Origin of the sequence: Pseudomonas sp. HMWF006 (assembly GCF_003061205.1) — a bacterium.
Taxonomy (GTDB): Bacteria; Pseudomonadota; Gammaproteobacteria; order Pseudomonadales; family Pseudomonadaceae; genus Aquipseudomonas; species Aquipseudomonas monsensis.
In genome coordinates this window covers 2,351-16,685 of sequence record NZ_QAIU01000339.1, presented here as the reverse complement: position 1 = coordinate 16,685, position 14,335 = coordinate 2,351, and the positions used below count along the sequence as shown (strand labels likewise).

At 58.9% G+C, this 14,335-nt stretch carries 17 protein-coding genes; 13 read left to right on the top strand and 4 right to left on the bottom strand.

Annotated elements, in window-relative coordinates:
• Positions 1-67: 67 nt before the first annotated feature.
• A complete protein-coding gene (locus DBR24_RS14070; protein ID WP_128615062.1) occupies positions 68-1,732 on the bottom strand; it encodes an electron transfer flavoprotein-ubiquinone oxidoreductase in 1,665 nt (554 codons plus the stop codon).
• Between the two features lie 551 nt (positions 1,733-2,283).
• Here DBR24_RS14070 and DBR24_RS14065 point away from each other — a divergent pair.
• The 10 genes from DBR24_RS14065 (at position 2,284) to DBR24_RS14020 (ending at position 11,716) form a co-directional block, all read left to right on the top strand.
• Positions 2,284-3,033 (top strand): electron transfer flavoprotein subunit beta/FixA family protein, encoded by a 750-nt coding sequence (locus DBR24_RS14065; protein ID WP_003226982.1) that lies wholly within the window; start codon positions 2,284-2,286, stop codon positions 3,031-3,033.
• Entirely contained in the window at positions 3,034-3,963 is a 930-nt protein-coding gene (locus DBR24_RS14060; protein ID WP_123466728.1) for an electron transfer flavoprotein subunit alpha/FixB family protein, read from the top strand.
• 79 nt (positions 3,964-4,042) lie between these two features.
• On the top strand, positions 4,043-4,864 hold the full coding sequence (locus DBR24_RS14055) for an ABC transporter substrate-binding protein (protein ID WP_128615061.1): 822 nt from the start codon (positions 4,043-4,045) through the stop codon (positions 4,862-4,864).
• Between the two features lie 9 nt (positions 4,865-4,873).
• Entirely contained in the window at positions 4,874-5,230 is a 357-nt protein-coding gene (locus DBR24_RS14050) for a DUF4398 domain-containing protein (RefSeq protein ID WP_123466724.1), read from the top strand.
• Positions 5,227-6,039, top strand: a complete 813-nt coding sequence (locus tag DBR24_RS14045) for an OmpA family protein (RefSeq protein WP_123466722.1) — start codon at positions 5,227-5,229, stop codon at positions 6,037-6,039. Before DBR24_RS14050 ends, DBR24_RS14045 begins: the two co-directional genes overlap by 4 nt.
• Positions 6,040-6,241: 202 nt before the next feature.
• On the top strand, positions 6,242-7,681 hold the full coding sequence (locus DBR24_RS14040; RefSeq protein ID WP_123466720.1) for a PLP-dependent aminotransferase family protein: 1,440 nt from the start codon (positions 6,242-6,244) through the stop codon (positions 7,679-7,681).
• Positions 7,682-7,759: 78 nt separating this feature from the next.
• Positions 7,760-8,239 carry a translation initiation factor 2 gene (locus DBR24_RS14035; protein WP_128615063.1) on the top strand — a complete coding sequence of 160 codons (480 nt, stop codon included), beginning with the start codon at positions 7,760-7,762 and terminating at the stop codon, positions 8,237-8,239.
• A gap of 166 nt (positions 8,240-8,405) precedes the next feature.
• A complete protein-coding gene (locus DBR24_RS14030) occupies positions 8,406-8,660 on the top strand; it encodes a YkgJ family cysteine cluster protein (protein WP_123466716.1) in 255 nt (84 codons plus the stop codon).
• Between the two features lie 41 nt (positions 8,661-8,701).
• Positions 8,702-9,307, top strand: coding sequence for an START domain-containing protein (locus DBR24_RS14025; protein ID WP_123466714.1), 606 nt, complete (start codon positions 8,702-8,704; stop codon positions 9,305-9,307).
• A gap of 315 nt (positions 9,308-9,622) precedes the next feature.
• Entirely contained in the window at positions 9,623-11,716 is a 2,094-nt protein-coding gene (locus DBR24_RS14020; protein WP_128615060.1) for an LTA synthase family protein, read from the top strand.
• Positions 11,717-11,773: 57 nt separating this feature from the next.
• Here the strand turns inward: DBR24_RS14020 and DBR24_RS14015 are convergent, their stop codons facing one another.
• Positions 11,774-11,932, bottom strand: coding sequence for a DUF3309 family protein (locus DBR24_RS14015; RefSeq protein ID WP_169432680.1), 159 nt, complete (start codon positions 11,930-11,932; stop codon positions 11,774-11,776).
• Between the two features lie 323 nt (positions 11,933-12,255).
• Here DBR24_RS14015 and DBR24_RS14010 point away from each other — a divergent pair, with 323 nt between their 5' ends.
• From DBR24_RS14010 to csrA, 3 genes are all read left to right on the top strand, one after another.
• Positions 12,256-13,071: an SDR family oxidoreductase gene (locus DBR24_RS14010; RefSeq protein ID WP_128615059.1), complete on the top strand. Its 816-nt coding sequence runs from the start codon at positions 12,256-12,258 to the stop codon at positions 13,069-13,071.
• Between the two features lie 63 nt (positions 13,072-13,134).
• Positions 13,135-13,467 carry a YnfA family protein gene (locus DBR24_RS14005; RefSeq protein ID WP_123466708.1) on the top strand — a complete coding sequence of 111 codons (333 nt, stop codon included), beginning with the start codon at positions 13,135-13,137 and terminating at the stop codon, positions 13,465-13,467.
• 138 nt (positions 13,468-13,605) lie between these two features.
• Positions 13,606-13,791: a carbon storage regulator CsrA gene (gene csrA / locus DBR24_RS14000; RefSeq protein WP_123466706.1), complete on the top strand. Its 186-nt coding sequence runs from the start codon at positions 13,606-13,608 to the stop codon at positions 13,789-13,791.
• A gap of 5 nt (positions 13,792-13,796) precedes the next feature.
• Here the strand turns inward: csrA and DBR24_RS13995 are convergent, their stop codons facing one another.
• Both DBR24_RS13995 and DBR24_RS32155 read right to left on the bottom strand, forming a co-directional pair.
• Entirely contained in the window at positions 13,797-14,024 is a 228-nt protein-coding gene (locus DBR24_RS13995; RefSeq protein ID WP_003199186.1) for a YheU family protein, read from the bottom strand.
• Positions 14,025-14,224: 200 nt separating this feature from the next.
• On the bottom strand, positions 14,225-14,335 hold a 111-nt coding region (locus tag DBR24_RS32155; RefSeq protein ID WP_256591472.1), incomplete at its 5' end, for a hypothetical protein.

The window sequence follows — 14,335 nt, the reverse complement described above, 5'->3', positions numbered from 1 at the left end:
AAACAGAAGAAATCATGGGCAACAAAAAGGCCCCCATCTCGGGAGCCTCGTTGTTCAGCGGTACGACTTACATGTTCGGGTAAGTCGGGCCACCAGCGCCTTCCGGCGTGACCCAGGTGATGTTCTGCGAAGGGTCCTTGATGTCACAGGTCTTGCAGTGCACGCAGTTCTGGGCGTTGATCTGGAAACGCTTCTCGCCGTCTTCCTTGGTGATCACTTCATACACGCCGGCCGGGCAGTAGCGCTGCGCCGGTTCGTCGTACAGCGGCAGGTTCTTGCTGATCGGGACGCTCGGGTCGGTCAGCTTCAGGTGGCACGGCTGCTCTTCTTCGTGGTTGGTACCGGAGATGAACACCGAGCTCAGTTTGTCGAAGCTGAGTTTGCCGTCCGGCTTCGGATAGTCGATCTTCTTGCAGTCGGCGGCCAGCTTCAGGCATGCGTAGTCCGGCTTGGTGTCGTGCAGGGTGAACGGCAGTTTGCCGCCGAAGATGTTCTGGTCCAGCCAGTTGAAACCACCGCCGACAATGGCGCCGAATTTGTGGATCGCCGGCCCGAAGTTACGGCTGGCGAACAGTTCGTCGTACAGCCAGCTCTTCTTGAAAGCGTCGACGTAGGTGGTCAGCTCTTCGGTGCCATCTTTCTCGGCGAACAGGGCGTCAGCCACCGACTCAGCGGCGAGCATGCCAGACTTCATCGCGGTGTGGCTGCCCTTGATCTTGGCGAAGTTCAAGGTGCCGAGGTCGCAACCGATCAGCGCACCGCCCTTGAAGACCATTTTCGGCAGCGAGTTCAGGCCACCTTTGCAGATCGCACGGGCGCCGTAGCTGACGCGCTTGCCGCCTTCCAGATACTGGGCCAGCACCGGGTGATGCTTGAGGCGCTGGAACTCGTCGAACGGCGACAGGTAGGTGTTGCTGTAGGACAGGTCAACGATCAGACCGACCACCACCTGATTGTTTTCCAGGTGATAGAGGAACGAGCCGCCGGTGTTTTCGGTGCCCATGATGTCCAGCGGCCAGCCGGCAGTGTGGACCACCAGGCCTGGCTGATGTTTGGCCGGGTCGATTTCCCAGATTTCTTTCAGGCCGATGCCGTAGTGCTGGGCGTCGGCATCGCTGTCGAGGTTGAAGCGCTTGATCAGTTGCTTGCCGATGTGGCCACGGCAGCCTTCAGCGAACAGCGTGTACTTGCCACGCAGTTCCATGCCTGGGGTGTACAGGCCTTCTTTCGGGTTGCCTTCGCGGTCGACGCCCAGATCACCGGTGATGATCCCGCGAACCACGCCTTGCTCGTCGATCAGTGCTTCCTGAGCGGCGAAGCCCGGGTAGATTTCTACGCCCAGGTTCTCGGCCTGCTGGGCCAGCCAGCGGCACAGGTTGCCCAGGGAAATAATGTAGTTGCCTTCGTTGTGCATGGTCTTGGGCACAAAGAAGTCAGGAATTTTCTGCGCGCTGTCGGCGTTTTTCAGGACGAAAATATCGTCGCGGGTAACCGGAGTGTTCAGCGGGGCGCCGAGTGCTTTCCAGTCCGGGAACAGTTCATTCAGAGCGCGTGGTTCGAACACGGCACCGGACAGGATGTGTGCGCCGACTTCGGAGCCTTTTTCGACCACGCAGACGCTGATTTCCTTACCGGCTTCGGCGGCCTTCTGCTTCAGACGGCAGGCGGCGGACAGGCCAGCGGGGCCGGCACCGACGATGACCACGTCGAATTCCATGTATTCGCGTTCCACAGGCTATCTCCTACTCAAGGCTCAACAGTTTTTTTTCTAATTTGGAGGTTCGGTGACGCATCCGTTATTGCCTTTACGTTAACGTCAAGGGTAATAATGGGCAAACCACCTTTCTCTCTAGGCGGCGCATTATATCTACACCACTCTCAGCGTCCAATACAAACGTTTGTTTGAATCGGCTCCAGCCCAGAGAAATCAAAGAAGCGCGGCTTATGAATGGTCATTTTGCTGTATTGACCGGAATAGGCGTTCCGGTCAAGATACGGGCGGTTTTGCGCTCGTCGTAGGCAGACTGGCGGTTTCAAGAGCACCTCTAAAGACAGGGCACAGGCCGTAGAAGGTGATGCGCATTGCAGGTCCGGCGCGCAGTTTACATGGCGTGAAGAGCAATGACTGGTCGGTCACCCCTGACGAACGGTCAGGGCTGTTCATAAAGTGAAATCACCCCGCACCCACGTCGGCGTTTTTAGAGGTGCCCTTTAGCCTGATGAGCATCAACCGCCAGGTTCGCCTAGGCGACTTTCTTTTCACCGGAGAGTAACGAGGAATCCATGAAGGTTCTTGTAGCTGTCAAACGCGTTGTGGATTACAACGTCAAGGTTCGCGTCAAGGCGGACAATTCCGGCGTCGATCTCGCCAACGTCAAGATGTCGATGAACCCGTTCTGCGAAATCGCAGTGGAAGAAGCCGTACGCCTGAAAGAGAAAGGCGTTGCGACTGAAATCGTCGTCGTCTCCATCGGCCCGTCCACCGCTCAGGAACAGCTGCGTACCGCACTGGCTCTGGGTGCCGACCGCGCCATCCTCGTCGAATCGGCTGAAGACCTGACTTCGCTGGCCGTGGCCAAGCTGCTCAAGGCTGTGGTCGATAAGGAACAGCCGCAACTGGTGATCCTGGGCAAGCAAGCGATCGACAGCGACAACAACCAGACCGGCCAGATGCTCGCAGCACTGAGCGGCTACGGTCAGGGCACGTTCGCCTCGAAAGTCGAAGTCTCCGGCGACAGCGTTGCCGTGACCCGCGAAATCGACGGCGGCGCGCAGACCGTTTCCCTGAAACTGCCAGCGATCGTCACCACCGACCTGCGTTTGAACGAGCCGCGCTACGCGTCCCTGCCAAACATCATGAAAGCCAAGAAGAAGCCTCTCGAAGTGCTGACTCCGGACGCTTTGGGCGTTTCCACCGCCTCTACCAACAAGACCCTGAAAGTCGAAGCGCCGGCTGCACGCAGCGCAGGTATCAAGGTCAAGTCGGTGGCTGAACTGGTCGAGAAACTGAAAAACGAAGCGAAGGTAATCTAAATGACTATCTTGGTTATTGCTGAACACGACAACAAAGTGCTGGCCCCGGCCACACTGAACACCGTGGCTGCTGCTGCCAAAATCGGCGGCGATGTCCACGTTCTGGTTGCAGGTCAAGGCGCTGGCGCCGTGGCTGAAGCCGCTGCGAAAATCGCGGGCGTGAGCAAAGTCCTGAACGCTGACAATGCCGCTTACGCGCATCAGCTGCCGGAAAACGTTGCGCCGCTGGTTGCCGAACTGGGCAAGAGCTACAGCCACATCCTGGCTGCCGCTACTTCCAACGGCAAAAACATCCTGCCACGCGTTGCCGCGCAGCTGGACGTTGACCAGATCTCCGAGATCATCTCGGTAGAAAGCGCTGACACCTTCAAGCGTCCGATCTACGCCGGTAACGCCATCGCTACCGTACAGTCGACCGCTGCGATCAAAGTGATCACCGTGCGTGCCACCGGTTTCGACCCGGTTGCCGCTGAAGGTGGTTCGGCTGCTGTTGAAGCCGTTGCTGCTGCGCACAACGCCGGCACTTCCAGCTTCGTCAACGAAGAGCTGGCCAAGTCCGATCGTCCGGAACTGACCGCTGCCAAGATCGTCGTTTCCGGCGGCCGCGGCATGCAGAACGGCGACAACTTCAAACACCTGTACGCCCTGGCCGACAAGCTGGGCGCAGCCGTGGGTGCTTCGCGCGCTGCGGTCGATGCAGGTTTCGTCCCGAACGACATGCAGGTCGGTCAGACCGGCAAGATCGTTGCGCCACAGCTGTACATCGCCGTCGGTATCTCCGGCGCGATCCAGCACCTGGCCGGTATGAAAGACTCCAAAGTGATCGTTGCGATCAACAAGGACGAAGAAGCACCGATCTTCCAGGTGGCCGATTACGGCCTGGTGGCGGATCTGTTCGAAGCCGTCCCTGAGCTGGAGAAGCTGGTCTAATCCGGCGGCTTCACTTATAAAGAGCCCGACCTTTTGGTCGGGCTTTTTTTTGTCTCGCATTTGAGTGGAGCGTGTTGCCATGGATCTGCGCCGCAGGTTGTTATTGGGATTGATCCTCTTGCCGGGAATGGCGGCGGCCGCCGGCAAGTGTGAGCGCCTCGTCGTCACCGGCAGCCCGGACGCGCCGCCGTATCTGTGGCAGGACCCGCAGAATCCCAAACAACTGATGGGGGCCAGCGCCGACTTGTTACAGCAGATCGCCAAGGATCTGGGTATCAAAGTCGAGTTGCTCTACGCCGGTAAACGCTCGCAAGCCCTTGATGAAGTGCGCAGCGGGCGCATGGACATGCTCGCCGACGCGCCGCTGACCCTCAATGAGCTGGAAAACCTCGACTACATCCATCCGCCGTTGCTGGAAAACGATTATCTGGTGTGGACCCGCAAAGGCTCGACGCTGGTTTACAGCGAGGCCAAGGACCTGCACGGCCACACGGGCGCGTTGTCGGAAAAGTCTCGCATGACCCAGGCATTTGGCACTTTCGCCGAGCAGAATCTGACCCTGACCCGGACAGCCAACCTCACCCAGGCTTTTCAGAAACTTCTGCTGGGCGAGGTGGAATATGTCCTCGCTGGCCGCTACTCGGGCATGGCCGCCGCGCAGGCGCTGGGGATGGCCAATGACTTATTGGCCTTCGAACAACCGATCGACCGGCCGGGCCTGTTCCTCGCGGTTTCCCATAACTCGGCCTGCAACGATCCGTGGTTGCGCGGACAGTTGGCCAAAAAGATGACAGAATTGCCCGCGTCCGGACTGACGGAAGCCGCGCTGCAACGCAATATCGAGCGCTGGAAGGCGCAGCAGCAACAGCCGCAACAACCCGTCAGCGCCCCAAAACAGTAGGGATTCTTAGTGAGTATTCGACCTCTTTTCGCGGCTGTGGCCGTTCTGGCCCTGGCCGGTTGCGCAACCGATCCGGCACCCATTGAACAAATGCGTTTGACCGAGCAGGCCATCACCCAGGCCAAGGCCGTTGGCGCCACCGCTGATGAAGTGCCTGAAATGAAACTGGCCGAAACCAAATACGACCGCGCCAAAGGCAACATGGCCGATGAGTCTTACCGCAACGCACGCATGCGGTCCGAGCAGGCTGAACTCGATGCGCGTCTGGCGGAAGCCAAAGTGCTGACGCAAAAGAGCGAAGAGCAGGTGAACGTGCTCAATACCCGCATCATCCGTCTGCGCAAACAACTGGGGGACGCCCAATGAGCCGCAAGTCCACCGTGCTCGGCGGTCTGATCCTCGCCGGTTGCGCCAGTCTGTACGGCTGCGCCGGCCAACACAGTGAATCCGCTTTGCAAGAAGCCAGCGCCGACTTCCAGAAGGTCAAGGAAGATTCCAACGTGTTGCGTATCGCGCCGAAAGACGTGATCCGCGCCGGTGAGTCGCTGGCCCGTGCCGATCGCCTGTCGACCTATTGGGGCAGCGGTTCGGACGTGGTGCATTACGCCTACCTGAGCCAGCGTTACAGCGAAATCGCCCGCGAGCACACCAATCAGGTGCTCAACGAGGAGCGCGCGGCCAAGCTCGAACTGGAACGTCAGCGCCTGCAACTGGCCTTGCGTGAGTCGAAGTTGCTCAGCGTGCAGCAGCAAGGCAAGTGGCTTGAAGAGCAGATCGTTGCGCTGGCCACCACCCAGACCGACCGTGGTCTGGTGATGACCCTCGGCGATGTGCTGTTCGATACCGGTGAAGCAGAGCTGAAGAATTCGGCCAACCGTGTCGTGCTGAAGATCGTCCAGTTCCTGCAACTGAATCCCAAACGCGTGGTGCGCATCGAGGGTTACACCGACAGCACCGGCGGCAAGCAGGAAAACCTCAAGCTGTCCCGCGATCGCGCGCAAGCGGTGGCCGACGTGCTGATGGACCTGGGCATCGACGACAAACGCATTCAGGTCGAAGGCTACGGCGACGAATACCCGGTGGACGCCAACGCTTCCGAGCGCGGGCGGGCACAGAACCGTCGCGTGGAAATTGTCTTCTCCGATGAAAAAGGCCAGCTCGGCGCCGCCCGCTGAGGGTTGCGTCTCTGGAAAGCCCGGCCTGTCATGCAGTGCCGGGCTTTTTTACGTCTGTCGAATGGCTCGCAAATCCGTACAGTCGGGGGCAGACACCGCACTGTATGGTCGAGTAATGTGGCAACTGTCCCAGTACACTTCTAAACTGTTCCGGTATTGTTTCACACAAGAATAAAATGCCCGTGAAATCGAGTGCTGCGTCATGACCAATCTCTTGCTCTACCAACGTATTGCTCAGCAACTGGCCGAAGACATCCGTCGTGGCGTCTATCAACCGGGAGAACGCGTGCCGTCGGTGCGCAAGATGAGTTCGCAGCTCAACGTCAGCCATGCCACGGTGTTGCAGGCTTACGCCAACCTCGAAGATCAGGGGCTGATTCGGGCGCGCCCGCAATCCGGTTATTACGTCCACCAGACGCCCGCCCTGACCGCGCCGACGCCCGACATTGCCCGGGTCGAGCGGCCGGGATTGGTCACCCGCAGCAGCATCATTCAGCAGGTTCTGGTCGAGTCACGCCGTGAAGGCGTCTTCCCGCTCGGCGCTGCGGTGCCAAGCGTCGATTATCTGCCGGTGCGCGCACTGCATCAGCAACTGGCCAAGGTCACGCGTTTCCATAGCCCGCGGGCGTTCAGCTACATGTTCAGCCCCGGCTTCGAGCCGCTGCGCCGGCAGGTGGCGATCCGCATGCGCGACGCTGGCGTGGTCATCGACCCGTCGGAAGTGGTGATCACCCACGGCTGCGTCGATGCCTTGCAGATGTCGTTGCGGGTGCTGACCCGTCCGGGCGATCTGATCGCCGCCGAATCGCCGACCTATTACGGGCTGTTGCAACTGGCCGATCTGCTCGGTCTGAAAGTCATCGAAATCCCCAGCGATCCCGCTACCGGCATGAGCCTCGAAGCATTGCAACTGGCCGCCAACCAGTGGTCGATCAAGGCCCTGGTGCTGACCACGCGCCTGAGCAATCCACTGGGCGGGACCATGCCGGAGGAGCGCCAGAAACAGCTGTTACGTCTGGCGTCGGACTTCGACATCCAGATCGTCGAGGACGACATCTATGGCGAGTTGATGTTTGAACAGGGGCGCACCAAGGCGCTCAAGGCCTATGACCGTCTTGACCGGGTGATCTACTGCTCGAGTTTCTCCAAGACCTTGTCGCCGGGGGTGCGCATCGGCTGGATGATTGCCGGCAAGTATCAGCAGGAAATCCAGCGTCTGCAGACCTTCAGCACCCATTCGGCCTGCAGCGTAACGCAGATGGCGATCGCCGCTTATCTGGAAAACGGTGGTTATGACCGGCATTTACGGTACATCCGCCAGGAATACCGGAAAAACCTCAGCGCCTTCCAGCTGGCAGTGCAGCAGTACTTCCCCGAAGGCACGCAAATGACCCGGCCCACGGGCGGTTTCATCTTATGGGTAAGCTTGCCGGGCAGGGTCAACACCCAGGAGTTGCATGTCCGCGCCTTGCAGCAGGGCATCAGCATTGCACCGGGTCTGATCTTCAGTAATACCGAGCAATTCAACCACTGTATCCGCCTCAATTGCGGCATTCCGTGGAACCGCGAGGCGGAGCGGGCGTTGATGACGCTCGGCCTGCTTGCGACTCAGCTGTGTCAGGAAACGGCGGGCGGATTTTAAGCCAGCAGTGGCTCGTGCTTGTCTTGTAGCGCTCAACAAGCGAGCATATGGCCCTCTGCCGTTAGTGTTGTAGGGTCCATGAAAGCGATTTTTTCTGCCGCCGGAGTCATCTTGGGTTTGCTACTGATCAGTCATGCGCCGAGTGCCTTGGCGGCAGCCGTTCAAGAAAAGCCGGCAACGGCTACCTCAGAAAAAAAGCCTGCAACGAGCGCAAAAGCGGCCCCGGACAAAAAATCGCAGCAGAAGAAAGCCGCCCCGGTGAAGAAGCGCCCGCCGATTGCGTCGAAATCAAAGTCGGCCAAAGAACTGGTGAACACACCGTTGCCGCCCGCCAGGCTCGACCTGAGTCTGCCCAAGGAGATGGTTCAGGAGCTGAAACCGCCCGGCACCGTGGTGCTGCCGAAGCACGATCAGATCCTGCCGCAGTTTTTTGGCGAGAAAAACAGTGGATTCCAGCTCAACGGCCGCTTGCTCAGCAACGAAATGCAGTTGCAACTGCGCAACGAAGACCGCCGGGAAATCGAAGGCGCGGCGCTGGATTTCGAATTCAAGCAGTAATTCCTGCTCACCTGTGACCCGCAGACCAGACGCTTTGTCGGAGACTGGTCAGTCACATTCACTTATCGGTAAAAACCCCGGATCAGGGAATTTTAAACAGCCGTTTTAGCGGTTACTCTGTTCCGCGTCTCTTTAGCACATTACCCGTCGTGAGGATTTGCCCGTCATGAAATGCCGTGAAGGCTGTGGCGCTTGCTGCATTGCCCCTTCCATCAGTTCGGCGATTCCCGGCATGCCTGATGGCAAACCTGCCGGCGAACGTTGCGTGCAACTCTCGGTCGAAAACCTGTGCAGCATTTTCGGCCAGCCGGAGCGTCCCGCTGTCTGTTCCGGTTTTGCCGCCGATGTCGAAGTCTGTGGCAGCAGCTCGGAAGAGGCGATCAGGTTGATCGGCTGGTGGGAGCAAATGACGGCGGCGTGATGTGTCAAACGAACGGAACTTCAACAATAAGGAATAAGACTATGGGTTCGCTGCATCGTATCGCTGTGTTGTGTGGTTTGACTGCCGTGCTGGCTACTTCGGCGGTTCAGGCTGAAGACTGGAAGGTCGCCAAGAACGAAGACGGCATCAAGGTTTCCCTGAGCGAAGTGCCGGGTTCGGACTACAAGTCCTATCAGGGCGTGGTCTTGATGAAGACCACCATCGCCAAACTGCGCGCACTGCAGGAAGACGTTTCCGGCGCCTGTGCCTGGATTCACGAATGCAAGACCCAGAAACTGCTCAAGCACGAAGGCGATCAGAGCTGGACCTACACCCAGTTCAACACGCCATGGCCAGTCACTCCGCGCGATTCGGTGCTGCACATCACCACCGTCGAAGGCGCCGATGGCAGCCTGACCCGCAACCTTGAAGGCGTGCCGAAGTACGTGCCGGAAGAGAAAGGCTTCGTGCGCGTTGCCCAGGTCAAGGGTTTCTGGAAGTTCGTGCCCAAGGGCGATCAGGTCGAAGTGACCTATCAAGTCCACACCGAGCCGGGTGGCAGTGTGCCGGCGATGGTGGCCAACAAGTTTGTCGTCGATGCGCCGTTCAACACGCTTAAAGCGTTGAAAGAACGCGCCGAGAAGTAATCGCCGCCGGTTGAGCAAAACGCCCCGATCAAGTCGGGGCGTTTTTGTTTTGTCGCTATATTGTGTTTCCAGATATGCGTTGAACGAAATTTTCACAACGTGTTCAAGACAATTCGCCCGCGCCGTTGGCACGCGGCCGCGCTGCCGTGGCATTAAATGAAAGTGTCCGGCACCGAGGCAGTAATCAATGGTAATGGTGCGGGTGATCGTGCAACATTTGCGCACCGCGCAAGCCCCGGGGCCTGGAATGGCCAATAGAGGGCATGGCGCCGCTGTATTTTTGCAACTTTAACTTCCAATGGGTCCTAAAACGACATGGCAAACCCGGACGCCCTGAATCAGCAGCGATCTTCTGCTCGCCTGCTGCAACCGACCGTCAAATCGCATCTGGCCTACACGCTGCTTTGTGCACTGGTCATGATGGTGATGTTTTCCGTGCTGCGCCTCGCGCTGCTGGTCTACAACCGCGAGATGATCCTCGACACCCCGGCTTCGACCTTCATTGAAGCGTTCGCCAACGGCCTGCGTTTCGACCTGCGCCTGGTGGTGTACATTTGCATTCCGCTGGTGCTGGCGCTGTTCAGTGCCCGCGCCATGGCCGTGCGTGGTTTCTTCCGTCTGTGGCTGACGATCGCTTCGAGCATCGCGCTGTTCCTCGGCCTGATGGAGATGGATTTCTATCGCGAATTCCACCAGCGCCTCAACGGCCTGGTCTTCCAGTACGTGAAAGAAGACCCGAAAACCGTGATGAGCATGCTCTGGTACGGTTTCCCGGTGGTCCGTTACCTGCTGGCGTGGGCGATCGGCACCGTCATCCTGACCCTGGCGTTCAAAGGCGCCGACCGTGCGACCCGTCCACGCGGCCCCTTCAGTGGCGGCAACGTCGGCACCCGTCAGGTGGCGCCGTGGTACACCCGCCTGGCGGTGTTCGTGGTCTGCCTGCTGATCTGCGTCACCGCTGCTCGTGGCACCCTGCGTCAGGGCCCGCCGCTGCGCTGGGGTGACGTGTACACCACCGAGTCGAACTTCGCCAACCAACTGGGTCTCAACGGTACGCTGTCGCTGATCGCTGCCGCCAAGGACCGCATGGGCGAAGATCGCAACAACATCTGGAAAGCCACCCTGCCACAGGAACAGGCGCAGAAAGTCGTGCGCGACATGTTGCTGATGCCCGACGACAAACTGGTCGATACCGACATCGCCGCCGTGCGCCGTGAATACACGCCGCCCGCCGACAAGACCTTGCCGATCAAGAACGTCGTTGTGATCCTGATGGAAAGCATGGCCGGTCACTCGGTGGGTGCTTTGGGCGCGCCGGGCAACATCACCCCGTACCTCGACAAACTGTCGAAGGAAGGCCTGCTGTTCGACCGCTTCTTCTCCAACGGCACGCACACCCACCAGGGCATGTTCGCGACCATGGCATGTTTCCCGAACCTGCCGGGTTTCGAATACCTGATGCAGACCCCGGAAGGCAGCCACAAGCTCTCCGGCCTGCCGCAACTGCTCAGCGCGCGCAAGTATGACGACGTCTACGTCTACAACGGTGACTTCGCCTGGGACAACCAGTCGGGCTTCTTCAGCAACCAGGGCATGACCAACTTCGTGGGTCGTAACGACTTCGTCAACCCGGTGTTCTCCGACCCGACCTGGGGCGTGTCCGACCAGGACATGTTCGACCGCGGTCTGATCGAACTGAAGGCGCGGGAAAACGGCAAGCCGTTCTATGCGCTGCTGCAAACCCTGTCCAACCACACGCCATACGCTTTGCCGACACCCTTGCCGGTCGAGCGCGTGACCGATCGTGGCAGCCTCAACGAGCACTTGACCGCCATGCGTTATGCCGACTGGGCGTTGGGTCAGTTCTTCGAGAAGGCGCGTAAAGAGCCGTACTTCAAGGAAACCCTGTTTGTCATCGTCGGCGACCACGGTTTCGGCAACGAGCGTCAGATCACCGAAATGGACCTGGGCCGCTTCAACGTACCGATGCTGATGATTGCGCCGGGCATCCAGGAAAAGTTCGGTACCCGTGACCACACCGTGGGCACGCAAATCGACATCGTGCCGACCATCATGGGCCGTCTGGGTGGCGAAGTACGTCATCAGTGCTGGGGCCGTGACCTGCTCAACCTGCCGGAAGGCGACACCGGCTTCGGTGTGATCAAGCCGTCGGGCAGCGAGCAGACCACTGCCATCGTCACCGCTGACCAGATTCTCGTGCTGCCGAAGGATAAAGAAATGGCACCGAAGATCTGGCAGTACCAGTTGGGCGCCAATCCGCATGCCGAGATCGTGCAGGATGCACCGCGTACCGCTGAATTGAAACTCAAGCTCGAATCGTTCCTGCAAACGGCGACCAAGAGCCTGATGGACAATACCGCCGGCGTGATTAACGGCAAGCCGGACTGATAAAAAAACGCTGCATAAAAAAGAGGCCCCTGAGGGCCTCTTTTTTTGTCCTGCGTTTTATATCCTGCCGAGCAACAGCAAGACCAGCAGCACTACCAATACCACGCCAATAATGCCCGACGGGCCATAACCCCAACTTCTGGAGTGCGGGAAGACCGGCAGACCACCGATCAGCAACAGGATCAGGATAATGATAAGAATTGTGCCCATGTCGATTTTCCTTGTTGATAGTATTCGAGAAGTCTTGATGTTCAGGGGCGGCTGGTAATTAACTAAATCCAGACGGCTTACAAATTCCGACTGTTGTGCATGAAAAAAAATTCAATGTTTTTTTAATGTATTTGGATCGCTCCCTTATTTCCTTTGAAACAAAAAAATCGCGACTTGGTTCCTCTCGGCAGCGCCTGCACGAATCTTGTAGGCGCTGCCGAAGGCTGCGATCTTTTGATCCTGTATTCAGCAGTCTGATGGAGCGTGGAGGGCTAAGGATCCTTCGCTACACTCCGCGCATCTTCCCCGGAACAACAAGGCTGTCTGCTATGCAAAATCGCATGATGATCACTGGCGCGGGCTCGGGTTTAGGTCGGGAAATCGCGCTGCGCTGGGCGCGTGAAGGCTGGCAACTGGCCTTGTCCGACGTCAGCGAGCCCGGTCTGCAGGAAACCCTGAAAATGGTGCGCGAAGCCGGTGGCGACGGTTTTATCCAGCGCTGCGATGTACGTGATTACAGTCAGCTCACGGCGTTCGCCCAGGCCTGCGAAGAGAAGCTTGGCGGCATCGACATCATCGTCAACAACGCCGGTGTGGCATCGGGCGGGTTCTTCAGTGAGTTGTCGCTGGAAGACTGGGACTGGCAGATCGCGATCAACCTGATGGGCGTGGTCAAGGGCTGCAAGGCATTCCTGCCGCTGCTGGAGCAAAGCAAAGGCAAGATCATCAACATCGCGTCCATGGCGGCCTTGATGCAAGGCCCGGCCATGAGCAACTACAACGTCGCCAAGGCCGGTGTCGTAGCGCTGTCGGAAAGTCTGCTGATCGAACTGGCGCAACAGGAAGTCGGCGTGCATGTGGTGTGCCCGTCATTCTTCCAGACCAACTTGCTCGATTCGTTCCGTGGGCCGACCCCGGCAATGAAAGCGCAGGTCGGCAAGTTGCTGGAAAGTTCGCCGATCAGCGCAGCAGACATCGCCGACTATATCTATCAGCAAGTCGCCGCCGGCGAATTCATGATCCTGCCCCATGAGCAGGGCCGCATGGCCTGGGCCATCAAGCAGAAGAACCCGCAACTGCTCTACAACGAAATGACCGCGATGGCGGAAAAAATGCGCGCCAAGGCCAAGCAGAACAACGGCTGAGCTTGCCCGGCGGGTGTCGCGTGGTTAGGGTGGCCGCAATGGTCACCCTGACGAGACGCTTCGATGCTCAATTACTTGTGGTTTTTCCTTGCGGCGCTGTTTGAAATCGCCGGTTGTTTCGCTTTCTTCATGTGGCTGCGTCAGGGCAAAAGTGCCCTGTGGGTGATTCCTGCGTTACTCAGCCTGACCCTGTTCGCCCTCTTGCTGACCCGCGTTGAAGCGGCCTACGCCGGTCGCGCCTATGCCGCGTATGGCGGGATTTACATTGTCGCCTCGATTGGCTGGCTGGCCGTGGTCGAGCGCGTTCGCCCGTTGAGCTCGGACTGGATCGGCGTGGCGTTGTGTGTGATCGGCGCCAGCGTGATTCTGTTCGGTCCGCGCTTCTCGGTTGCTTGAATCGACGGTTTTGTACGAAACGTCTGACGGCCTGTCGGCGGGGTGGGTGTAAGGCAAGACTGATTTGCCGGCCGCGCATTGTGTCGCACCGGCAAGCCGCGCATCTTCAGGGTTCGTTAACCCGGAAGGACCAATCCCATGCTTGTACTCAGCCGCGTCGTCGGTGAATTGATTTCAATCGGCGACGACATTTCCCTGCGCGTTCTGTCAGTGAACGGTTCCAGTGTGCGTTTCGGCGTCGAGGCGCCCCAGAAAGTCAACGTGCATCGCGCCGAAGTCTATGAACGGATCCAGCGCAAGCAGGCCTCTGAAAAGGCCCGCTGACGGGCTCAGTCGAACAGGTGCTTGGGCACGTCGTGCTTGAGCATCAATTGGCATTGCTCACTTTCCGGGTCGAAGACGATCAGCGCCTGGCCTTTGGTCAGGGCCTGGCGTACGCGCAGGACACGGGTTTCCAGCGGCGTGTCATCGCCGTTGTCGGTGCCGTCGCGGGTGACGAAGTCCTCGATCAGGCGGGTGAGGGTGTCGACTTCAAGTTGGTCGTGGGGAATCAGCATGGGCACCTCGGTTCAATCAAGGTCAGGATGCTACGGCGATTGTCGGTTGCCTGCCAGTTTTGTGTGGGGTGTACCGGCCTCATCGCTGGCAAGCCAGCCCCTACAGTTTTTGGTTGGACCACAGGGCCTGTGAGCGGCACAAGCCCTGTGGGAGCTGGCGTGCCGGCGATGCGGGCAGTCCAGCCGCTACAGTAACCGAATCAACTGTCGGAACGCTGCCCCACCAGACTGTCCACCGACGGCACCCGCGTATCACTTTCCATCTGCGTGTCGTGCTCGATCTGATGACTGAACCGGTCGAGCGACGCATT

What these genes read in the sequence shown, in the direction of transcription:
- DBR24_RS14065 (WP_003226982.1), top strand. Translation starts at nt 2,284, where the DNA reads ATGAAGGTTCTTGTAGCTGTCAAACGCGTTGTGGATTACAACGTCAAG.
- DBR24_RS14060 (WP_123466728.1), top strand. Translation starts at nt 3,034, where the DNA reads ATGACTATCTTGGTTATTGCTGAACACGACAACAAAGTGCTGGCCCCG.
- DBR24_RS14055 (WP_128615061.1), top strand. Translation starts at nt 4,043, where the DNA reads ATGGATCTGCGCCGCAGGTTGTTATTGGGATTGATCCTCTTGCCGGGA.
- DBR24_RS14045 (WP_123466722.1), top strand. Translation starts at nt 5,227, where the DNA reads ATGAGCCGCAAGTCCACCGTGCTCGGCGGTCTGATCCTCGCCGGTTGC.
- DBR24_RS14040 (WP_123466720.1), top strand. Translation starts at nt 6,242, where the DNA reads ATGACCAATCTCTTGCTCTACCAACGTATTGCTCAGCAACTGGCCGAA.
- DBR24_RS14035 (WP_128615063.1), top strand. Translation starts at nt 7,760, where the DNA reads ATGAAAGCGATTTTTTCTGCCGCCGGAGTCATCTTGGGTTTGCTACTG.
- DBR24_RS14030 (WP_123466716.1), top strand. Translation starts at nt 8,406, where the DNA reads ATGAAATGCCGTGAAGGCTGTGGCGCTTGCTGCATTGCCCCTTCCATC.
- DBR24_RS14025 (WP_123466714.1), top strand. Translation starts at nt 8,702, where the DNA reads ATGGGTTCGCTGCATCGTATCGCTGTGTTGTGTGGTTTGACTGCCGTG.
- DBR24_RS14020 (WP_128615060.1), top strand. Translation starts at nt 9,623, where the DNA reads ATGGCAAACCCGGACGCCCTGAATCAGCAGCGATCTTCTGCTCGCCTG.
- DBR24_RS14010 (WP_128615059.1), top strand. Translation starts at nt 12,256, where the DNA reads ATGCAAAATCGCATGATGATCACTGGCGCGGGCTCGGGTTTAGGTCGG.
- DBR24_RS14005 (WP_123466708.1), top strand. Translation starts at nt 13,135, where the DNA reads ATGCTCAATTACTTGTGGTTTTTCCTTGCGGCGCTGTTTGAAATCGCC.
- csrA (WP_123466706.1), top strand. Translation starts at nt 13,606, where the DNA reads ATGCTTGTACTCAGCCGCGTCGTCGGTGAATTGATTTCAATCGGCGAC.
- DBR24_RS13995 (WP_003199186.1), bottom strand. Translation starts at nt 14,024, where the DNA reads ATGCTGATTCCCCACGACCAACTTGAAGTCGACACCCTCACCCGCCTG.